Raw genomic sequence first — 21,534 nt, 5'->3', positions numbered from 1 at the left:
TCCCACGCTGGCGTCTCGAGGAGCGCCGGCGCCAGCGTGGTGATAACTCAGAGTTTTTCCTTTTCTCCCCGCCATCGCCACCGTAAAATCAATCACCTCGCTCACTTGTCTCCGGGACTTATGCAGACCTTCGCCGATATTCAACAGCGCCATAACCGTCGTTGGCTAACCGCCTTAACGCTGATCCTACTTGTCACATTGACAATTAGCCTGTGCGCCGGTGACCAATGGATCGCGCCGCAGGAGTGGTTTAGCGCTAAAGGCGAGCTGTTTATCTGGCAAATCCGTCTGCCGCGCACGCTGGCGGTGCTGTTAGTAGGGGCGGCGCTGGCGCTTTCCGGGGCGATCATGCAGGCGCTATTTGAAAACCCGCTGGCGGAACCGGGACTGCTGGGCGTCTCTAACGGCGCGGGCGTTGGGTTGATTGCTGCCGTGCTGTTAGGTCACGGCGTGTTACCCATGTGGGCGCTGGGGCTGTGCGCCATCGCCGGCGCGCTGCTGATTACCTTTATTCTGCTCCGTTTCGCCCGACGTCACCTGTCCACCAGCCGTCTGCTGCTGGCAGGGGTGGCGCTCGGCATTATTTGTAGCGCCTTGATGACCTGGGCGGTCTATTTCTCAACGTCTTTTGATCTGCGCCAGCTGATGTACTGGATGATGGGGGGTTTTGGCGGCGTCGACTGGCAGCAGCTGTGGCTGATGCTGGCGCTAATACCGGTGCTGCTGTGGGTATGCTGGCAGTCGCAGCCGCTGAACCTACTGGCGTTGGGCGAAGTCTCGGCGCGTCAGCTCGGCCTGCCGCTGTGGTTATGGCGAAAACTACTGGTGGTGGCCACCGGCTGGCTGGTCGGCGTCAGCGTGGCGCTGGCGGGGGCGATTGGCTTTATTGGTCTGGTGATCCCGCATATTTTGCGCCTGTGCGGCCTGAGCGATCATCGGGTGCTGCTTCCCGCCTGCCTGTTAGCTGGCGCCAGCGCGCTGCTCGGCGCCGATATCATCGCCCGTCTGGCGTTATCGGCGGCGGAATTACCGATCGGCGTGGTGACGGCGACGCTGGGGGCGCCGGTGTTCATCTGGTTGCTGCTGCGTTCGGGACGGCGGGGGTAGGGAGACGCCGTCGTAATGGACGGCGTCGGGTGACGATTACCAGCCTTTGATGGCATCGCCTTTATAGACTTCCTGCGCTTTATCGGCGACTTCCTTGGTCTGGAAGGCCTCTTTCAGCTCCTGGATTTTCTTGCTGTCTTTATTGTCTTCGCGAGAGACAATCGCATTGACATAAGGTGAATCCGGGCCTTCCATAAACAGGCCATCGCGGGCGGCAGATAAACCGACCTGCGCCGAGAAATTAGTGTTGATGATGGCAAGCGTTACGTTCGGATCGTCGAGCGTACGGGTCAGCTGCGGAGTATCGACTTCAACAATCTTCAGGTGTTTCGGGTTATCAATGATATCCAGCGTAGTGGGCAGATAGCCTACGCCATCTTTCAACTTGATTAATCCTTGCGCCTGTAACAGCAGCAGGCTGCGGCCAAGCGTGGTGGTTTCGTTAGAGATAGAGACGGTCGCGCCGTCAGGCAGTTCGCTGATATTTTTGATTTTGCGCGAATAGGCGGCAATCGGGAAGACGAACGTTTTACCGACGATGGCGAATTTATAGCCGCGCTCTTTCGACTGCGCTTCGAGATAGGGCAGCGTCTGGAAGGCGTTGGCGTCGACATCTTTATTATTTAACGCTTCATTCGGCAGGACGTAATCATTGAAAGAGATAACCTCAACGTCGAGGTTATATTTGTCTTTTGCTACCTGCTCCACGACTTTCCAGATAGCTTCATCCGGGCCGGTATTGATCGCGACTTTAACCTTATCGTTATCGTCCGGAGAGCAGGCGGATAACAGCGCCACCGATGTGGCGATTAATACCGAGCTTAATAACTTCTTCATCTATAAAAACTCTCATAAATTAACAAGTAACGAAACACTATTACATCTGTTTCACACTGTACACTGATTTGTCCATTGCTGATATTGAGAGGAATTCATGTTGCCGGTGGCAAACGCAGCGGTGTTACATCAAGCGACATTTACCCACGAATCAAAGTAGAATCAGCCGCGTTGAATCCGCTACAGTAGATAGGGATCTCCTTAACCTGCATTATTGACTGAGGGAAGGCTATGCAACACGACATTCTAAATACCGAAGTGACGACCATCGATGGCGAGAAAACCACCCTGGCAGCGTATGCCGGAAAGGTGCTGCTGATCGTCAACGTAGCCTCAAAATGCGGCCTCACGCCGCAGTATGAGCAACTGGAAGCGCTGCAAGAAGAGTTTGCCCCGCAGGGATTCAGCGTCCTTGGCTTTCCTTGTAATCAGTTTCTCGGCCAGGAGCCGGGCAGCGAAGAAGAGATTAAAACGTTCTGCAGCGTGACCTACGGCGTCACTTTCCCACTGTTCAGTAAAATTGACGTTAACGGCGAACATCGCGCGCCGCTGTATCAAAAACTGATTGCCGCCGCCCCGAAAGCCGTCGCGCCGGAAGGGAGCGGTTTTTATGAGCGGATGGCCAGTAAAGGCCGAGCGCCGCTGTACGTTGACGACATCCTGTGGAACTTTGAAAAATTCCTCGTGGGCCGCGATGGCCAGGTCATTCAGCGTTTCTCTCCGGACATGACGCCGGACGACCCGCAGCTACTGGCTGCGCTAAAAGGAGCATTAGCGCAATAATGCCGTTTTTGATGCAGCTACAGGATGTAGCGGAAGCGGGGCGGCTGTCGCCGTTTACCGCTGACGTTCGGCCCGGAGAGATAGTCCATCTGGTGGGGCCGAACGGCGCGGGTAAAAGTACCCTGCTGGCGCGGATGGCCGGGCTGACCAGCGGCCCCGGCCTGATTACGCTTAACCAGCGGGCGCTGGATAAGTGGCCCGCGGCGGAGCTTGCCCGCCATCGCGCCTATCTGAGCCAGCAGCAGCTCCCGCCCTTCGCAATGCCGGTGTGGCACTATCTGTCGTTACATATGCAGGATAGCGCCCCGCAGGGGTTGCTCAACGAGATCGCCGGGCAACTGGGGTTAAGCGATAAGCTGGGGCGCCAGGTCAACCAGATCTCCGGCGGCGAGTGGCAGCGGGTGCGTCTGGCGGCGGTGATCCTGCAGATTCACCGCCGCGCGAATCCAGCCGGCCAGCTGTTATTATTGGATGAACCGATGAACAGCCTCGATGTCGCGCAACAGGCGGCGCTGGATAGCGTGTTGGCGTCGCTATGCGGGCTGGGGATCGCTATCGTGATGAGCAGCCACGATCTCAACCATACGTTGCGACATGCGCAGAGGGCGTGGCTCATTTGTGGTGGGCAGATGATTGCCAGCGGGGAAACGTATGAGGTGCTGAGTGAGGAAAATTTGACCGCCGCTTATCATATCGCTTTCCAGCGTGTGGAAGTCGCGGGTCATCTTATGCTCGTGGCGTCACAGTAGCAGGTAAGGATCTTGCCTGTACGCCGCTAAACAGGCTAAATTATTGCAATAACAGGACAGGGAACAGAGGAATCGTCTGAGATGCGTTTGTGGTTCATTTTTATTGCGGCGATGGTGCTGGCTGGCTGTAGCAGCCACCGGGCGCCGCCGCCGAATCCGCGGCTGGCTGATTCCATTACCGTGGTGGCGAATCTGAATGAGCAATTGCGCAACTGGCGTGGTGCGCCGTACCGTTATGGCGGCATGACGCCGCGCGGCGTTGACTGTTCGGGCTTTGTGGTACGCACGTTCCGCGACAAATTCGCCATGCAGTTGCCGCGGGAAACTCGCGAGCAGGCGGAAATCGGCACCCGCATTGATAAAAGCGATCTGTTGCCCGGCGACCTAGTATTCTTCAAAACCGGATCCGGCGAAAGCGGCCTGCACGTCGGTATCTATGATACCGACAATCAATTTATTCACGCCTCTACCAGCCAGGGCGTTACCCGCTCGTCGCTGGACAACGTCTACTGGAACAAAAAATTCTGGCAGGCGAGGCGCATTTAACCCGCATTCGGTGAGAAAGGGGAGCGATGGCTCCCTTTTTTAATTGCCATAACCCTGCAGTTCGCCCGTGTTAATACCCTGTTGAAGGCACTACACTGGCGGCAGGAGGAACCATGACCCTGTCTTTTACTACTCACTGGCGCGATCGGCTGCCGGGTTTTTACACTTCTCTGGCGCCCACGCCGCTGGAGAACGCGCGTCTCATCTGGCGCAACACCGCTCTGGCGCAAACGTTGGGCGTCCCGGAAACGTTATTCGAACCCGAGCGCGGAGCGGGCGTCTGGGGTGGCGAAGCGTTGCTGCCGGGGATGTCGCCGCTGGCGCAGGTCTATAGTGGCCATCAATTTGGCGCCTGGGCCGGTCAGCTTGGCGATGGGCGCGGCATTTTGCTTGGCGAGCAGCAGTTGCCGGATGGTCAACGTTTTGACTGGCATCTTAAAGGCGCTGGTCTGACGCCCTATTCTAGAATGGGCGATGGCCGGGCGGTACTGCGTTCAACTATCCGCGAAAGCCTTGCCAGCGAAGCAATGCATGCGCTTGGGATCCCAACCACCCGCGCGCTGGCGATGGTGACCAGCGACACGCCGGTTTACCGCGAACGCGAAGAACGCGGCACCATGCTGATGCGCATCGCCGAAAGTCACGTACGCTTTGGCCATTTCGAACATTTTTACTATCGTCGCGAAGCGGGAAAAGTGCAGCAGCTGGCCGATTATGTGATTGAACACCACTGGCCGCAGCTGCAGCAGGAGGCGGATAAGTATATTCTCTGGTTCCGTGACGTTGTCATGCGTACCGCGGAAATGATCGCCAGCTGGCAGACCGTTGGCTTTGCCCACGGGGTGATGAATACCGACAATATGTCGATTCTTGGCCTGACCATGGATTATGGTCCGTATGGCTTCCTCGATGATTTCCAGCCCGGTTTTATCTGTAACCACTCTGATTACCAGGGGCGCTACAGCTTTGATAACCAACCGGCTGTAGGGTTGTGGAACCTGCAGCGTCTGGCCCAGTCGCTCTCGCCGTTTATCAGCGCCGACGCGCTGAACGCGGCGCTGGATGACTATCAGCATGCCTTGTTGACCGCCTACGGCCGCCGCATGCGCGACAAACTCGGCTTCTATACTCAGCAAACCGGTGATAACACTCTGCTTGATGGACTGTTCAGCCTGATGGAGCGTGAAGGGAGTGACTACACTCGTACCTTCCGGATGCTGAGCCAAAGCGAGCAGCATAGCGCGGCATCGCCGCTGCGCGATGAGTTTATCGACCGCGCGGCGTTTGATAGCTGGTTTGCCGACTACCGGGCGCGGCTGCGCGATGAACAGATCGACGATAGCGAACGCCAGCAGCGGATGCAGGGCGTCAACCCGGCGGTGGTGCTACGCAACTGGCTGGCGCAGCGGGCAATAGAAAAAGCCGAAGATGGCGACATGCGCGAGCTGGAACGTCTGCATGAGGCCCTCGCGCAGCCGTTTGCCGATCGTTCAGATGATTATGGCAGCCGCCCGCCTGACTGGGGTAAACATCTGGAAGTCAGCTGCTCCAGCTAACCGTAAAGCCTCGCCATCGCGCGAGGTTTTATTTGGTCAAAATTAGCTTACCGGCGTGTGTCTGGCGCAGCAGATAGCGCTGGCCGTCATGTTCGATCACCACGCGGCCTTCCGCGCCCAACAGCGTCCGGCTGCTGATTTGGCGATCGCTGGCAATAGGATAGGGAGCATTGTCTTTCGTTTTCTCAGCTGTGGCAGTGTTATCCATACGCGTCATAGCACCAAAGTAAAAATAAAAGCAACAATGATAATCATTATCAGTAATGTTAATTTTCACGGCAAGCCTTTTTTGTCGTGGTTTACCATTTCAGGTAGCTATTGCGCAGAGGATGAACGGCGAGCGATGAATACCCGCCGCGAGCGCGGCGGGGGAAGGGTTACAGCCGTGTAGCGGTGGCAGCAGCCAGTTCGGCGAGCATTTTTTCGCTATCTTCCCAGCTCAGACACGGGTCGGTAATCGACTGGCCCCAGGTCAGCGGCTGACCGGGGATCACTTTTTGCGTCCCTTCGGCGAGGAAGCTCTCCGCCATAACCCCGGCAATGGCGGTAGATCCATCGCGGATCTGCTGGCAGATATTGGCGCACACTTCCAGTTGACGGCGATGCTGCTTCTGACAGTTGCCGTGGCTGAAGTCGACGACCAGTTGCTCAGGGAGATCGAATTCCCGTAGCGCTTCACCGGCGGCGGCGATATCCGCTGCATGATAATTTGGCCGTTTACCGCCGCGCATAATGATATGGCCGTACGGGTTACCGCTGGTCTGGTAGATGGTCATCTGGCCCTGTTTATCCGGCGACAGGAACATATGGCTGGCGCGCGAAGCGCGTATCGCGTCGACCGCGATGCGGGTGTTGCCGTCGGTACCGTTTTTAAAACCAACCGGGCAGGAGAGCGCCGAGGCCATCTCGCGGTGGATTTGACTTTCGGTGGTGCGCGCGCCGATGGCGCCCCAGCTAATCAGATCGGCAATAAACTGCCCGGTCACCATATCCAGGAATTCGGTGGCGGTGGGGATACCCAGCTCGTTGACCTGCAGCAGCAGACGACGCGCCAGTTCGATACCGTGGTTGACCCGGTAGCTGCCGTTGAGGTCAGGGTCGGAAATGAGTCCTTTCCAGCCCACGACGGTGCGCGGTTTTTCGAAATAGGTGCGCATGACAATTTCCAGCTGCGGCTGGTAACGTTCGCGCATGCCCTGCAGGCGGCGCGCATATTCCAGCGCCGCTTCGGGGTCGTGAATGGAGCAGGGGCCGATAATCACCAGCAGGCGGCGGTCTTCGCCGTTGAGGATTTTTTCAATCCGCCGGCGGGAGGCGGAGACGTGGGCGGCAACCTCGGCCGACACGGGATGGCGCTGCGCCAGTTCCGCGGGCGTTACCAGGCTTTCAATGCGCGCGGTACGCAATTCGTCTGTTTTATTCATTGGGGTCTCAAAAATCTGTTTCTTCCGCGGCGAAAATGCCGGGAAGTGATGCGCATCACGATAAACCAATCCCTGCTTATTGCAAGAGCAGGGCATGATCCTGTATAGGCCACGAGCGATAGCATAAACAAATTTTCAATAATGTACTAGTGTGTTAGTACATCCTGCGATTAAGCCCCATGATATCCATGATTTTGGTAGCAATTTCCTCTACCGAATAGTTGGTACTGTTAAGGCAGGGGATCTTGTTTTTGCGATACAGCGCTTCGACTTCGGTTACTTCCATACGGCACTGGCGCAGCGAGGCGTAACGGCTGTTTTCCCGGCGCTCTTCGCGGATTGCCGCCAGTCGCTCCGGGTTAATCGTCAGGCCGAACATCTTGTGCTGCAGCGGTTTTAACGAGGCCGGGAGAATCAGATTGTCCATATCGTCGGCGATAAAGGGGTAGTTAGCGGCGCGAATGCCATACTGCATTGCCAGATACAGGCTGGTCGGCGTTTTGCCGCAGCGCGATACGCCGAGCAGGATCACCTGCGCCTGATCGAGATTGCGCAGCGAAATGCCGTCGTCATGGGCGAGCGTGTAATCGATGGCGGCGATACGCGCATCGTATTTAATCAGGTTACCGGGGTTCAGGCCGTGGGTGCGGTGAGCCACCGGCGTGGGATCCAGATGTAACTCTTGCTGCAGCGGGGCCACCAGCGCCTGCACGATATCCTGACAAAAACCCTCGCTTTGCAAAATAATGTCGCGAATTTCGGGGATAACGATGGAATAGAAGACCAGCGGGCGGATGCCGGTTTGTTGATAAATGGCATCGATTTGTTCTTTTACCGCCCGGGCGCGGCTGACGTTTTCAACAAACGGCAACGTCACGCTACTGATGGCCACCGGGAATTGCGACATTACCGCATGACCTAAAACTTCCGCCGTAATAGCGGTACCGTCAGAAATATAAAATACGTGGCGATCTACAGCACTGTCCATTTTGACCATCCGGTATAATTATCTAAAAGCAGAGTAAATTTAAGCACAGAGCTTTAACCTTTGTCTCACTTAAAAAATGAAACGCTAATTTTGTTTTTAATGAAATGGCAGGTTCAGTTTCGGGTTTTGCACACTATTTGTATCAAATATCAATAGAATCCATTTTAATCATATAGTTAGGGAATTCCGGAAAACAATCCTAAAAACAGAAAATTAATTTGCTTGAACGATTCACCGTTTTTTTCAGCGGCATAAATATGTCAGGATGAATACCGTAGTCGATCGTGTGTTTTCTATAATTTGTATTAAATCACAAAAGGATTGTCTCGATGTCCAACAATGGCTCGTCACCGCTGGTGCTTTGGTATAACCAACTCGGCATGAATGATGTAGACAGAGTTGGGGGCAAAAATGCCTCCCTTGGTGAAATGATTACTAACCTGTCCGGTATGGGTGTCTCCGTACCAAACGGGTTCGCCACCACCGCTGATGCTTTCGATCAGTTCCTGGACCAAAGCGGCGTTAACCAGCGCATTTATGCACTGCTGGATGAAACCGACATTGACGACGTTTCCGCATTAGCGAAAGCGGGCGCGCAGATCCGTCAATGGATCATCGACACCCCCTTCCAGAGCGAACTGGAAAACGCGATTCGCGAAGCTTATGACCTGCTGTCCGCCGATGACGCCGAGGCCTCGTTCGCCGTTCGCTCTTCGGCGACGGCGGAAGATATGCCGGATGCTTCCTTCGCCGGTCAGCAAGAGACATTCCTCAACGTGCAGGGCTTTGACGCCGTGCTCGTTGCCGTGAAGCACGTTTTTGCTTCACTGTTTAACGATCGCGCGATCTCCTATCGCGTGCATCAGGGTTACGATCACCGCGGCGTGGCGCTATCCGCCGGGGTGCAGAGGATGGTGCGCTCCGATCTGGCCTCCTCCGGCGTGATGTTCTCCATCGATACCGAGTCCGGTTTCGACCAGGTGGTGTTTATCACCTCGGCGTGGGGCCTCGGCGAGATGGTGGTGCAGGGCGCGGTGAACCCGGACGAATTTTACGTCCATAAACCGACCCTGGCGGCTAATCGCCCGGCTATCGTGCGCCGTACCATGGGGTCGAAAAAAATCCGCATGGTTTACGCGCCGACTCAGGAACACGGCAAGCAGGTGCGCATCGAAGATGTGCCGCAGGCGCAGCGCGATGTTTTCTCGTTAACCAACGAGGAAGTGGAAGAGCTGGCGAAGCAGGCGGTGCAGATCGAGAAGCACTATGGTCGCCCGATGGATATCGAGTGGGCTAAAGATGGCCACACCGGTAAGCTGTTTATCGTCCAGGCGCGTCCGGAAACGGTTCGTTCGCGCGGTCAGGTGATGGAGCGTTATACCCTGCATGCCCAGGGGCAGATCATCGCCGAAGGGCGAGCCATCGGCCACCGCATCGGCGCCGGCCCGGTTAAGGTTATTCACGATATCAGTGAGATGAACCGCATTGAGCCCGGCGACGTGCTGGTCACCGACATGACCGACCCGGATTGGGAACCGATCATGAAGAAAGCCTCGGCGATCGTCACCAACCGCGGCGGACGTACCTGCCACGCGGCGATTATCGCCCGCGAGCTGGGGATCCCGGCGGTGGTCGGCTGCGGTGATGCGACCGATCGAATCCAGGAAAACCAGAACGTCACCGTTTCCTGCGCCGAAGGGGACACCGGCTACGTCTACGCAGAGCTGCTGGACTTCAGCGTGAAGAGCTCCAGCGTCGGCGAGATGCCGAACCTGCCGCTGAAGGTTATGATGAACGTCGGCAACCCGGATCGCGCCTTTGACTTCGCCTGCCTGCCGAATGAAGGCGTGGGGCTGGCGCGGCTGGAATTTATCATTAACCGCATGATTGGTGTTCACCCGCGCGCGCTGCTGGAGTTTGACGACCAGGAGCCGGGCCTGCAGAACGAAATCCGCGAGCTGATGAAAGGCTACGATTCGCCGAGAGAGTTCTACGTTGGCCGCCTGACCGAAGGGATCGCTACCCTTGGCGCCGCCTTCTACCCGAAACGCGTCATCGTGCGTTTGTCCGACTTTAAATCTAACGAATACGCCAACCTGGTGGGCGGCGAGCGTTACGAGCCGGAAGAAGAGAACCCGATGCTCGGCTTCCGCGGCGCCGGACGCTACGTTTCAGAAAGCTTCCGCGATTGCTTCGCGCTGGAGTGTGAAGCGATGAAACGCGTGCGTAACGACATGGGCCTGACCAACGTGGAAGTGATGGTGCCGTTCGTACGTACCGTCGCGCAGGCGAAAGCGGTGGTTGAAGAGCTGGAACGTCAGGGGCTCAAGCGCGGCGAGAACGGGTTGAAGATCATCATGATGTGCGAAATCCCGTCGAACGCGCTGCTGGCGGAGCAGTTCCTCGAGTATTTCGATGGCTTCTCGATCGGTTCGAACGACATGACGCAGCTGGCGCTGGGTCTCGATCGCGACTCCGGCGTTGTGTCTGAGCTGTTTGATGAACGCAACGACGCGGTGAAAGCGCTGCTGTCGATGGCCATCCGCGCGGCGAAAAAACAGGGCAAATACGTGGGCATCTGCGGCCAGGGGCCGTCCGACCACGAAGACTTTGCCGCCTGGCTGATGGAAGAGGGGATCGATAGCCTGTCCCTGAACCCGGATACCGTGGTGCAAACCTGGTTAGGTCTGGCTGAACTGAATAAATAAGTTCAACGCGGATAGCCCAATCCCTGGCAGAAATGCCGGGGATTTTTTTTGCCTTCAGCAACGTTGCGTTTTTTGATTTTGACGTAAAAAAAAGCCCATCGTGGGAGATGGGCAAAGACTACACACAGCAATTCGTTGTTTCACTCAGGGGATTTCCATGCTTATAAATCAATATCTTGATCTATAACCGTGGGCTAATAGTAGGCATCAGGGCTGTTGACGTCGATCGGATTCTTCTCAATAGTTAAATCAGTGTGAAGAATATGAGAGGTAAATATCGAGCTGGAACATGAATATGCCGGAAGTGGCGGGGGATTGATAAATTTAGCTTAAGTTTAAGGCGGGTTTCCCCGCCTTTCTGTTACTTTTCGCTTTTGTTATGGCTGGCATTAAGTTCGGCGAGCTCCGCCAGAACCAGATCCGGGTCCAGCGGCGGCGCTGGAACTTCCTGCACCCAGGCGTCGTAAAGGCGCCAGGAGACGGCCAGCAGCACCGGACCGATAAACAGGCCAATCATGCCGAAGGCGATCAGGCCGCCGATAACGCCGGAGAGGATCAGAATCATCGGCAGGTCGGCGCCCATGCGAATCAGCACCGGGCGAATTACGTTATCCATCGTACCCACCACGCAGCTCCATACCAGCAGCACCGTGCCCCAGGTCGTATCGCCGGTCCAGTACAGCCAGATAATCGACGGCACCAGCACGATAAGCGGCCCCAGCTGTACCAGACAGGTGAAAATCATCACCACGGTCAACAGCGCGGCGTAAGGTACGCCGCTTATCGCCAGCCCGATACCGCCAAGAACCGCCTGCGCCAGCGCGGTGACAACCACGCCCAGCGCCACGGCGCGTACCGCCTGTCCGGCTAGGACCACCGCAGCATCGCCACGCTTTGAGGCCAGACGGGTCGCGAAGTAGCGGAAGCCATAGGCGACCCGCTCGCCGCGCCAGTAAAGCAGGGCGCTGAACAATAGCATCAGTCCGCAGTAAACCAGCAGTTTACCAATATGCGCAGCCTGGCCGACAAACCAGGTGGTGGTGGCGCCGATATAAGGGCGGACCTTGGCCATAATCGCCGCGCCGCCCATCTCCAGCAGGCTATGCCAGGCGGAATAGAGTTTATCGCCGATCAGCGGAATCGAGTTCAGCCAGGCGAAATCCGGCAGCGTTACCTGGCCGGTACTGACGATTTTAATCAGCGGGGCGCTATTATCGACCAGGCTATTCACCAGTAAGGCAATGGGAATGACGAATAGTAAAAACAGCAGTAGCGTCATCACCAGCACCGCCAGCGCGCGTTTGCCGAACAGCAATTTTTGCAAACGAAGCAGCACCGGCCAGGTGGCGATGACCACGGTACCGGCCCAGGCGAAGGAGAGAATAAATGGTTGCACAACCCACAGGCAGGAAATAATTATCAGGGACAAAAACAGCACCGACAGCAGAATTTGCGGTATGTCCCGGGGCTGATGTTGGTTAATCATAGAGAAAATTTACCTTTCCAATCGCGTCTCAATGCTGACGCAGCGTAATTCCATGTACAGATAATAATATCAATAATTTCGCGCGCCTGATTTTGCCCGTAAATCTCGTGGGCGGATATGAAAAAAATGTGATAAAAAGTTGAGTGCGCCACGCAAACGTTTAATTTGCGCATTATTACATCATCTAAACACAACATATTCAGGCAGGGTCAAGCGTCATGATCCCACAGATTTCTCAAGCGCCGGGCGTCGTTCAACTGGTGCTGAATTTTTTGCAGGTACTGGAGCAACAAGGTTTCACCGGCGATACCGCCACCAGCTATGCCGACCGGCTCACTATGGCGACCGATAACAGTGTCTATCAGCTGTTGCCGGACGCCATTCTGTTTCCCCGTTCCACCGCAGACGTCGCTTTACTGGCGCGACTGGCGGCGGAACCGCGCTTTAAATCGCTGATTTTTACCCCTCGCGGCGGTGGTACCGGCACCAATGGTCAAGCGCTGAATGCGGGGATCATCGTTGATATGTCGCGCTATATGAACCGTATTATCGAAATCAATCCTGAGGAGGGTTGGGTACGGGTCGAAGCCGGGGTAATCAAAGACCAGCTTAACCAGTTTCTTAAGCCCTACGGCTATTTCTTCGCCCCAGAGCTGTCGACCAGTAACCGCGCGACGCTCGGCGGAATGATCAATACCGATGCCTCCGGACAGGGGTCATTGGTTTACGGTAAAACCTCCGATCATGTGCTCGGGGTGCGATCGGTACTCATGGGCGGCGATATCCTTGATACTTTACCAATTCCCGCCGCGCTGGCGGAAACGCTGGGGCGCGAGCAGTCAGCGATTGGCCGCATCTACCGTACCGTCTATCAGCGCTGCAAAGCGCAGCGTCAGCTGATCCTCGATAAATTCCCGAAACTGAACCGCTTCCTGACCGGCTACGATTTGCGTCATGTGTTCAATGATGAGATGAGCGAGTTCGACCTGACGCGCATTCTGACCGGCTCCGAAGGCACGCTGGCATTTATCACCGAAGCGCGGCTCGATATTACGCGTCTGCCGAAGGTGCGCCGCTTGGTTAACGTCAAGTATGACTCCTTTGATTCGGCGCTACGTAACGCGCCTTTCATGGTTGAAGCAAAGGCGCTGTCGGTGGAGACCGTCGACTCGAAGGTGCTTAATCTGGCGCGAGAAGATATCGTCTGGCACTCGGTAAGCGAATTGATCGCCGATGTGCCGGATAAAGAGATGCTGGGACTCAATATCGTTGAGTTTGCCGGTGATGATGCTGAATTAATAGACGGTCAGGTTTCCACCCTGTGTCAGCGTCTTGATGAGCTCATGTCGCAGGGCGCCGCAGGAGTGATTGGCTGGCAGGTCTGTCATGAACTGGATGGCGTCGAGCGCATCTATGCCATGCGTAAAAAGGCGGTTGGTCTGCTGGGCAACGCCAAAGGCGCCGCTAAACCGATTCCTTTTGCTGAAGATACCTGCGTGCCGCCTGAGCATCTGGCGGATTACATCACCGAGTTTCGCGCTTTACTCGACGGACATGGCCTGAGCTACGGCATGTTTGGACACGTCGATGCCGGCGTGCTGCACGTTCGTCCGGCGTTGGACATGTGCGACCCGCAGCAGGAGGTGCTGATGAAGCAGATCTCCGATGAAGTGGTGGCGTTGACGGCCAAATATGGCGGCCTGCTGTGGGGCGAACACGGTAAAGGGTTCCGCGCCGAGTACAGTCCGGCCTTTTTTGGCGAGGAGTTATATAGCGAACTGCGTAAAGTGAAAGCGGCATTTGATCCGGATAACCGATTGAATACGGGGAAAATTTGCCCACCGGAAGGCGTCGATGCGCCGATGATGAAAGTCGATGCGGTGAAACGCGGCACCTATGATCGCCAAATTCCCATTGCCGTGCGTAGCGCCTGGCGTGGCGCGATGGAGTGTAATGGTAACGGTCTGTGCTTTAACTTCGATGTAAAAAGCCCGATGTGTCCATCAATGAAGGTCAGCAATCAGCGCATCCATTCGCCGAAAGGCCGCGCGACGCTGGTGCGTGAATGGTTACGCCTGCTGGCCGACCGTGGTATCGATCCGAACAAACTGGAGCAAGAGCTTCCGGAAAAAGGCGTGAGCCTGCGCGCCCTGATCGAGCGTACCCGCAACAGCTGGCATGCGCGTAAAGGCGAATATGATTTCTCGCATGAAGTGAAAGAGGCGATGTCCGGCTGCCTGGCCTGTAAGGCCTGTTCAACCCAGTGTCCGATTAAGATCGACGTGCCGGAATTCCGTTCTCGCTTCCTGCAGCTATATCACAGCCGCTACCTACGACCGGTACGTGATCATCTGGTGGCGACGGTCGAGTCCTACGCGCCGCTGATGGCCCAGGCGCCGAAAACATTCAACTTCTTTATCAATCAGCCGTGGATGCGCAAGCTGTCGGAAAAACATATCGGCATGGTCGATCTGCCGCTGCTCTCCGTACCGTCGCTCAAGCAGCAGCTGGCAGGCCACCGCTCCGCCAATACCACGCTTGAGGATCTGGAAGCGATGAGCGTCGACCAGCGTGCGAAGAGGGTGCTGGTGGTACAGGATCCGTTTACCAGCTACTACGAAGCGCAGGTGGTAGCTGACTTTGTCCGCCTGATTGAAAAAGTCGGCTATCAGCCGGTGCTGTTGCCGTTCTCACCGAACGGTAAAGCGCAGCATATCAAAGGGTTCCTGACGCGCTTTGCGCGTACCGCGCAGAAAACTGCTGATTTTCTCAACCGCGTAGCGCGGCTGGATATACCGATGGTTGGCGTCGACCCGGCGCTGGTGCTTTGCTATCGCGATGAATATAACCAGACGCTGGGCGAGAAACGCGGCGATTTTCGCGTGATGTTGGTGCATGAATGGCTGACCCAGGCGATAGCGCCATCGGCCGGCCAGGACAACAGCGGCGAACCCTGGTATCTGTTTGGCCACTGTACGGAAGTGACGGCGCTACCGGCCGCGCCTAAACAGTGGGCAGAGATCTTTGCCCGTTGCGGGGCGAAAATGGAGTACATCAGTACGGGTTGCTGCGGCATGGCGGGTACCTACGGGCACGAAGTGAAAAACCATGCCAACTCGCTGGCGATTTACGCGCTTTCCTGGCAGCAGGCGATGGCGCGTTTACCGCGTCATCGCTGTCTGGCCACCGGCTATTCCTGCCGAAGCCAGGTGAAGCGTATCGAAGGTAGCGGGGTTCGCCACCCGCTGCAGGCACTGCTGGAGATTGTGGGATGATTTGGAAACGTCAGGCTTCGCTACCGCAGCTTAACGCGATGGGCGAGGGGAACATGGTGGGTCTGCTGGATATTCAGTTTGTGGCCATCAACGATAACGCCATTGAAGCAACAATGCCGGTTGATCACCGTACGCATCAGCCATTTGGCCTGCTCCACGGCGGCGCATCGGTGGTTCTTGCGGAAACGCTGGGTTCGGTTGCGGGCTATTTGTGTACCGAAGGGGAACAGAAAGTGGTCGGCCTGGAAGTGAATGCCAACCATATTCGTTCAGTGCGCAGTGGGCGGGTGAGTGGGGTTTGTACCGCGCTGCATGTAGGGTCGCGCCATCAGGTGTGGCAAATTGATATCACCGATGAGCAGGGGCGCCTGTGCTGCTCATCACGACTGACCACCGCGGTGGTGTAACAGTAAGTATTTCAGGGGATGCATTAGCATCCCCTGATTGTTTATTGCGTGTCGTCCTTGATGACTTCGCTGGCGCCGTTTTTCTGCACCGAGGCGATACCCTTTTTCGCCGCATCTTTCGATGAGTACATCTCACTGGTGGCGATGGTCTCGTGGTTATCGGCCTTCAGCAGAAAATACCACGGCTGCGAGACGTTCTTATCAGACTTTTTCAGTACGTAATATCCCATTTCTCACTCCTTCGGCGTTGACGAGCACTGAATAATCTGTAGACCATGGCTAACGCTACGGCAAGCAATCATCCAATAAATATATATTTGTTAAATCATTCGTTGTAATTATGCTACTATTTTAATTACGAATTACATTCACGGTAACAAAGAGGACGGAGTTAACCATGGGTATCATTTCCTGGATCATTTTTGGTTTGATCGCTGGTATTTTGGCTAAGTGGATTATGCCGGGCAAAGACGGCGGTGGATTTATTGTCACCGTGATCCTCGGTATTATCGGTGCGGTAGTTGGTGGCTGGATCAGTACCTTATTCGGCTTTGGCAAAGTTGACGGTTTTAACTTCGGTAGCTTTGTCGTGGCGGTAATTGGCGCACTTGTTGTGCTGTTTATCTACCGTAAAGTGAGGAGTTAATACGCCACGCGTACATTGACTCTGAGAAAGTAAGCCGCCGTGAACCACGGCGGTTTTTTTATGCCTGCGACACAAAAAAAGCCCGCAGGACACCCGCGGGCGAACCCATTTTGGCAAATTTTTTCGGCTGCCTCCTGACAAAGGGCGTATACACCGTTTTGCCGGATGGTAAGGCGCAGCCTGACCGCTTCCCGGCTGGAGAAGCAGTGAGGTAATTTTATGTCCAATTCAGGGGGAAAATAAGCTGACAAAAACAGTAGGGGCCGCGCTTATTCCAGCAACACGCTCATCACCAATAGCACAACCATGCACATCGACATAATACTGATATCAATCATCCTGTACGACACTCGCTCCCAAAACAATAGCCCGGCCTTGCACCGGTAAGTATTCACAAAGGAGAGGGATTGTACATGAGTAAACGCTGTATTAACCAACCCTGCTTTTAAGAATTAACCGATCACATCACAAAACGTGAACGTTCTATTACTCGTCAGCAGCACCGATTGGCACTTTGGCGAAAACCTGTAGTCGGGCTTCGGATGCGTAAAATGGAATCAGCAGAAAAGCTAAACCTGCGCCACCGGTTGCATACTGCACTGCCAGGTCGGCGCTGTGGGTGATAAATATTTGATGTCCACCCCAGCTACAGCCTACGCTCATATCCGGCGTACAGTTTTTCCATTTACTCAGTAACTCGCCACTTTTCGTCAGGTATAAGTACTTCGTGTCCGAACCCGATGGCGGCGTCGCGGATTCGGCTAACAAGATGAACGTTTGAGTGCTTACTACTTTCCCTTGCCCGTCTAACGATGAGGCTTGTAGCGTTGCGGTGGGGTAATTGAAGCGTAATTCAATGCTTGCGGCATTTTTGTCACTGACGTAAAAAACCTGCGTTAAATTATCCGCCCCCCAATATTTTCCACCGCTGGATTGCAGCGGTTTTATCTTAAATCGGTATACGTTCCGCTTGCGTATATCCTGGTGCTGGGAGTATTCGGCATTGTATTGCGCGCTTTGCGGCGCGTTAACCGAGCAGCCGGTAAGTAACCCTATTAATAGTAATGCTGAAAATTTGCGCATTCTTTTCCCGTTCATCATTCATATACTGCTGACGGTCGATTATGCCCGTTATGACAAACGATAAAAAATACAGAACGCTACCAAACCCGGTAGGTCGTTGCATCTCGCACTATCTGACATATGCTTAAAATAAGCATGTGCCATGCTTGTTATCAGATGCTGGGATAGAGGGGAAGATATGACGATTACGCTGTGCAAAGCTTGTGGTACCTCCTATGAATTTAGCGGAGGCCCTGCGCAACATTGCCCGATATGTGAAGACGAGCGTCAATTTGTTCCTGTGGGCGGGCAGCAGTGGATTGCGTTAAATAAGCTCACCGCATCGCATAACAATAAATGGCAGCAGCATAACAGTGGGCTTTTTAGCATTCGCACCATCCCCAGTTTTGCCATTAATCAGCGCGCATTTCTGCTGCGTACGCCGCAGGGCAATATTCTGTGGGACTGTATCGCCAACCTCGATGAGGCGACCAAAACGCTGGTTTCCGCGCTAGGTGGGCTGAAGGCTATCGCCATCTCGCATCCGCATTATTACAGCTGTATGCAGGATTGGGCGGCGGAATTCAAGGCGCCAATCTATCTGCATGGGGATGACCGGCAGTGGATCATGCGTGATAGCCCGTGGATCAGCTTATGGGAGGGCGAAACTCTACAACTGACCGCTGGCGTCAGCTTGATTCGTCTGGGCGGGCACTTCGCCGGCGGCAGCGCGCTGCACTGGGCACAGGATGACGGTCTGTTATTATCCGGCGATATAGTCCAGGTGGCGCCCGGAGCTAACGCCGTTTCTTTCATGTGGAGTTACCCCAATATGCTGCCGCTGCCGGCTGCTACAGTGAGTGATATCATCCGACGTCTCGACGAGCTGAAGTTTAGCCAAATCTACGGCGCGTTTGAAGGACGGGAGATTCTGGTTAATGCACAAGAAATCGTACGTCAATCGGGGAGAAAGTATGTGGCATGTTTGGCCAGACATAGCGTCTAGTCATGCCGGGCTAAATACTGAATTGAAAGTATTCTTGAACCCGTAATATGCCAGGCGAAAGATTATGAAGAATTGGTCATGCATATTTCTGGTTTTGAGCGACACATATTATTTCGTGTCAATGTTACTGGTTTTTTACCACGAAAATGATAATGGATAGTCTGCTTTTGGCATTGCTTGTAGCGGTTTTTTACAATGGGGTTTATATCATTGTTTTCTTCGCCAGCGAGTCACTTACCGTGGTGCAATAAATAATCTATGGAAAGTCATTAAAGGTATGGCGAAGAGCGTCAGCGTGAGGGGAGGCTTCTTGTTGTGTCTGTATGCCCCTGTGATGGGGCATGATTGAAAATTATGATAGAAAGTCTTTTGATAGAAGTTGGTAATAATATTTTGGTTATTAATATTTCTTTTTGAATGTGTTTTTTTGTTTTTTTCGATCCTTGATATAGGAAATGAAAACAGCAATGGCAAGTAGCAAAAGAATTATCACAATAATAACGAAAAATAAATTTTCCATTTGAGATATCCTCAGGAATGAAGATCGGTAATTTTATTGTTATGAGGAAGAATCTACATCTACACCAGGAAAAATCCTAGTGAAAAACACACTTCAGATAACAAAAAGTATAACTGAATGATGGTTGTTAATTGAGGTGGCATATAATTCCGAAATCCAGCGGCAGAAACGCTATTTTCTATAGCTAATTACTATTATTTTTCACTTTGATGACATCCTGATGGCGCAAGCGATGCTAATCCTGGCGCTGGCAAGGAAGCTGCCTGTTGCTACCACATAGACGGGTCATTTGCCTATCTAATAAATAGGTATTTTCGATACATCTTTTTTCATTGCCGCTTTGCCTAAGTCTTTTCCCTGATAATTTATTATTTATCATTGAGTTAGATGAAGAAAATGCTGCCTGATAACCCCTCTGCCAGGGTCTATGCTTATAGAAAAGCCCAGGAATGGGCGAAATGGACGAATACCCCTGCTATGGCAGGGTTGAAGTGATAATCATTATCACTAACATGAGGGTATGGCCCGATAGCGGCAATCGATGAGGTAGAGCGATGGAACTACAAACAAACACCTTTAATCCCGACGATTTCAACTGGCAGGGGCTCACGATGACCCCCGCTGCGGCGGCCCATATCCGTGAACTGATGCATAAACAGCCGGATAAGCAGGGGCTGCGTCTGGGAATCAAAACCAGCGGTTGCGCCGGTTTTGGCTACGTGCTGGAAATGATTGCCGAACCGGCGGACGACGACCTGCTGTTTGAGCGCGACGGCGCGAAGCTGTTTGCGCCGCTGCAGGCGATGCCGTTCATTGACGGTACCGAACTGGATTATGTTCGCGAAGGTTTAAATGAAATATTCAAATTTCATAACCCGAAAGCGCAGCACGAATGCGGCTGCGGCGAAAGCTTCGGGGTGCAGGCGGAGTAACTATGTCTCGAAATACTGAAGCAACTGACGATGTCAAAAGCTGGACCGGCGGCCCGCTCAACTATAAAGAAGGCTTTTTTACCCAGCTACAAACCGATGAGCTGGCCAAAGGCATCAACGAAGAGGTGGTGCGCGCGATCTCCGCTCGTCGTAATGAACCGGAGTGGATGCTCGAATTTCGTCTCAACGCCTTTAGGGCGTGGCAGGAGATGGAAGAACCGCACTGGCTGAAAGCGCATTACGATAAGCTCAATTATCAGGATTATAGCTACTACTCGGCGCCATCCTGCGGCAACTGCGACGATACCTGTGCCTCCGAACCCGGCGCGGTGCAGCAAACCGGGGCGAACACTTTCCTGACAAATGAAGTCGAGGAAGCCTTTAACCTGCTCGGCGTACCGGTACGCGAAGGCAAAGAAGTCGCGGTGGACGCTATTTTCGACTCGGTATCGGTGGCGACCACCTATCGCGAGAAGCTGGCGGAGCAGGGGATCATCTTCTGCTCCTTTGGCGAAGCGATTCACGATCATCCGGAACTGGTGAAAAAGTACCTCGGCACCGTAGTGCCGGGCAACGACAACTTTTTCGCCGCGCTGAACGCCGCGGTCGCTTCCGATGGCACCTTTATCTACGTGCCGAAAGGCGTGCGTTGTCCGATGGAGCTGTCGACCTATTTCCGCATCAACGCCGAGAAGACCGGCCAGTTTGAACGTACGATTCTGGTCGCCGACGAGGGTAGCTACGTGAGCTATATCGAAGGCTGCTCGGCGCCGGTCCGCGACAGCTACCAGCTGCATGCGGCGGTGGTTGAAGTCATCATTCATAAAGATGCGGAAGTGAAGTACTCCACCGTGCAGAACTGGTTCCCCGGCGACAACAATACCGGCGGTATCCTTAATTTCGTCACCAAGCGCGCGCTGTGCGAAGGCGAAAACAGCAAGATGTCGTGGACCCAATCGGAAACCGGCTCAGCCATTACCTGGAAATACCCGAGCTGTATTCTGCGCGGCGATAACTCGATCGGCGAATTCTTCTCGGTGGCGCTGACAAGCGGCCATCAGCAGGCGGATACCGGGACCAAAATGATTCATATCGGCAAGAACACCCGTTCGACCATTATCTCGAAAGGGATCTCCGCCGGCCACAGCCAGAATAGCTATCGCGGGCTGGTCAAAATTATGCCGACCGCGACGAACGCCCGGAACTTCACCCAGTGCGATTCGATGCTGATCGGCCCGGACTGCGGGGCGCATACCTTCCCGTACGTCGAATGCCGCAATAACAGCGCCCAGCTGGAACACGAAGCCACCACCTCGCGGATTGGTGAAGACCAGCTGTTCTACTGCCTGCAGCGGGGTATTAGCGAAGATGACGCGATCTCGATGATCGTCAATGGATTCTGTAAGGACGTGTTCTCAGAATTGCCGCTGGAGTTCGCCGTCGAAGCGCAAAAATTGCTGGCTATTAGCCTTGAACATAGCGTCGGCTGATAATTAAGGAAA

General features: G+C 54.4%; 20 protein-coding genes and 1 other RNA gene. 12 read left to right on the top strand and 9 right to left on the bottom strand.

The window, feature by feature from the left end; genetic code table 11:
• Positions 1 to 120 precede the first annotated feature (120 nt).
• On the top strand, positions 121 to 1,107 hold the full coding sequence (gene btuC, locus PGR79_RS18320) for a vitamin B12 ABC transporter permease BtuC (protein WP_113374156.1): 987 nt from the start codon (positions 121 to 123) through the stop codon (positions 1,105 to 1,107).
• A gap of 36 nt (positions 1,108 to 1,143) precedes the next feature.
• Here the strand turns inward: btuC and PGR79_RS18315 are convergent, their stop codons facing one another.
• A complete protein-coding gene (locus tag PGR79_RS18315) occupies positions 1,144 to 1,944 on the bottom strand; it encodes a MetQ/NlpA family ABC transporter substrate-binding protein (RefSeq protein ID WP_087857930.1) in 801 nt (266 codons plus the stop codon).
• Positions 1,945 to 2,175: 231 nt separating this feature from the next.
• Here PGR79_RS18315 and PGR79_RS18310 point away from each other — a divergent pair, with 231 nt between their 5' ends.
• The 4 genes from PGR79_RS18310 (at position 2,176) to selO (ending at position 5,578) form a co-directional block, all read left to right on the top strand.
• The gene (locus tag PGR79_RS18310; RefSeq protein WP_087857929.1) at positions 2,176 to 2,727 is read left to right on the top strand and encodes a glutathione peroxidase; all 552 of its coding nucleotides are present in this window, start codon (positions 2,176 to 2,178) and stop codon (positions 2,725 to 2,727) included.
• Positions 2,727 to 3,476 carry a vitamin B12 ABC transporter ATP-binding protein BtuD gene (btuD, locus tag PGR79_RS18305; protein WP_113374155.1) on the top strand — a complete coding sequence of 250 codons (750 nt, stop codon included), beginning with the start codon at positions 2,727 to 2,729 and terminating at the stop codon, positions 3,474 to 3,476. The genes PGR79_RS18310 and btuD overlap by 1 nt, the downstream gene beginning before the upstream one ends.
• 81 nt (positions 3,477 to 3,557) lie before the next feature.
• On the top strand, positions 3,558 to 4,022 hold the full coding sequence (locus tag PGR79_RS18300) for an NlpC/P60 family protein (RefSeq protein ID WP_045374354.1): 465 nt from the start codon (positions 3,558 to 3,560) through the stop codon (positions 4,020 to 4,022).
• Between the two features lie 113 nt (positions 4,023 to 4,135).
• The gene (gene selO / locus PGR79_RS18295; RefSeq protein WP_113374154.1) at positions 4,136 to 5,578 is read left to right on the top strand and encodes a protein adenylyltransferase SelO; all 1,443 of its coding nucleotides are present in this window, start codon (positions 4,136 to 4,138) and stop codon (positions 5,576 to 5,578) included.
• 28 nt (positions 5,579 to 5,606) lie between these two features.
• Here the strand turns inward: selO and hemP are convergent, their stop codons facing one another.
• The 3 genes from hemP to ppsR form a co-directional block, all read right to left on the bottom strand.
• Complete coding sequence (gene hemP, locus PGR79_RS18290) at positions 5,607 to 5,786, bottom strand: hemin uptake protein HemP (protein ID WP_162750204.1); 180 nt, start codon at positions 5,784 to 5,786, stop codon at positions 5,607 to 5,609.
• Positions 5,787 to 5,955: 169 nt separating this feature from the next.
• Positions 5,956 to 7,002 carry a 3-deoxy-7-phosphoheptulonate synthase AroH gene (gene aroH / locus PGR79_RS18285; RefSeq protein ID WP_113374296.1) on the bottom strand — a complete coding sequence of 349 codons (1,047 nt, stop codon included), beginning with the start codon at positions 7,000 to 7,002 and terminating at the stop codon, positions 5,956 to 5,958.
• Between the two features lie 154 nt (positions 7,003 to 7,156).
• Positions 7,157 to 7,990 (bottom strand): posphoenolpyruvate synthetase regulatory kinase/phosphorylase PpsR, encoded by an 834-nt coding sequence (ppsR, locus tag PGR79_RS18280; protein WP_113374152.1) that lies wholly within the window; start codon positions 7,988 to 7,990, stop codon positions 7,157 to 7,159.
• Positions 7,991 to 8,319: 329 nt separating this feature from the next.
• On the opposite strand from ppsR, the gene ppsA reads away from it, so the two are divergent.
• A complete protein-coding gene (ppsA, locus tag PGR79_RS18275; protein WP_015367026.1) occupies positions 8,320 to 10,698 on the top strand; it encodes a phosphoenolpyruvate synthase in 2,379 nt (792 codons plus the stop codon).
• 83 nt (positions 10,699 to 10,781) lie between these two features.
• Here ppsA and rprA read toward each other — a convergent pair.
• Positions 10,782 to 10,889, bottom strand: an RNA gene (rprA, locus tag PGR79_RS18270) — antisense sRNA RprA.
• A gap of 170 nt (positions 10,890 to 11,059) precedes the next feature.
• Entirely contained in the window at positions 11,060 to 12,184 is a 1,125-nt protein-coding gene (gene ydiK, locus PGR79_RS18265) for an AI-2E family transporter YdiK (protein WP_113374151.1), read from the bottom strand.
• Between the two features lie 218 nt (positions 12,185 to 12,402).
• Between ydiK and ydiJ the strand changes: the two genes are divergently transcribed.
• Complete coding sequence (ydiJ, locus tag PGR79_RS18260) at positions 12,403 to 15,459, top strand: D-2-hydroxyglutarate dehydrogenase YdiJ (protein WP_430922237.1); 3,057 nt, start codon at positions 12,403 to 12,405, stop codon at positions 15,457 to 15,459.
• Complete coding sequence (gene menI / locus PGR79_RS18255; protein ID WP_113374149.1) at positions 15,456 to 15,866, top strand: 1,4-dihydroxy-2-naphthoyl-CoA hydrolase; 411 nt, start codon at positions 15,456 to 15,458, stop codon at positions 15,864 to 15,866. Before ydiJ ends, menI begins: the two co-directional genes overlap by 4 nt.
• A gap of 41 nt (positions 15,867 to 15,907) precedes the next feature.
• On the opposite strand, the gene PGR79_RS18250 is transcribed toward menI, so the two are convergent.
• A complete protein-coding gene (locus tag PGR79_RS18250) occupies positions 15,908 to 16,096 on the bottom strand; it encodes a YegP family protein (protein ID WP_113374148.1) in 189 nt (62 codons plus the stop codon).
• A gap of 167 nt (positions 16,097 to 16,263) precedes the next feature.
• Here PGR79_RS18250 and PGR79_RS18245 point away from each other — a divergent pair, with 167 nt between their 5' ends.
• On the top strand, positions 16,264 to 16,512 hold the full coding sequence (locus tag PGR79_RS18245) for a GlsB/YeaQ/YmgE family stress response membrane protein (RefSeq protein WP_087857921.1): 249 nt from the start codon (positions 16,264 to 16,266) through the stop codon (positions 16,510 to 16,512).
• 486 nt (positions 16,513 to 16,998) lie between these two features.
• Here the strand turns inward: PGR79_RS18245 and PGR79_RS18240 are convergent, their stop codons facing one another.
• Entirely contained in the window at positions 16,999 to 17,613 is a 615-nt protein-coding gene (locus PGR79_RS18240) for a hypothetical protein (protein WP_430922235.1), read from the bottom strand.
• 160 nt (positions 17,614 to 17,773) lie between these two features.
• On the opposite strand from PGR79_RS18240, the gene PGR79_RS18235 reads away from it, so the two are divergent.
• A complete protein-coding gene (locus PGR79_RS18235; protein ID WP_113374146.1) occupies positions 17,774 to 18,580 on the top strand; it encodes an MBL fold metallo-hydrolase in 807 nt (268 codons plus the stop codon).
• 400 nt (positions 18,581 to 18,980) lie between these two features.
• On the opposite strand, the gene PGR79_RS18230 is transcribed toward PGR79_RS18235, so the two are convergent.
• Complete coding sequence (locus PGR79_RS18230) at positions 18,981 to 19,100, bottom strand: small membrane protein (protein WP_141097063.1); 120 nt, start codon at positions 19,098 to 19,100, stop codon at positions 18,981 to 18,983.
• 554 nt (positions 19,101 to 19,654) lie between these two features.
• On the opposite strand from PGR79_RS18230, the gene sufA reads away from it, so the two are divergent.
• Complete coding sequence (gene sufA / locus PGR79_RS18225) at positions 19,655 to 20,032, top strand: Fe-S cluster assembly scaffold SufA (protein ID WP_063443660.1); 378 nt, start codon at positions 19,655 to 19,657, stop codon at positions 20,030 to 20,032.
• Positions 20,033 to 20,034: 2 nt separating this feature from the next.
• Entirely contained in the window at positions 20,035 to 21,522 is a 1,488-nt protein-coding gene (gene sufB, locus PGR79_RS18220) for a Fe-S cluster assembly protein SufB (protein WP_113374145.1), read from the top strand.
• The last annotated feature ends 12 nt before the right edge of the window (positions 21,523 to 21,534 follow it).

This window comes from Klebsiella sp. 141161, assembly GCF_050600815.1.
Lineage (GTDB): Bacteria > Pseudomonadota > Gammaproteobacteria > Enterobacterales > Enterobacteriaceae > Klebsiella > Klebsiella aerogenes.
This window is presented reverse-complemented; position numbering and strand designations above follow the sequence as displayed.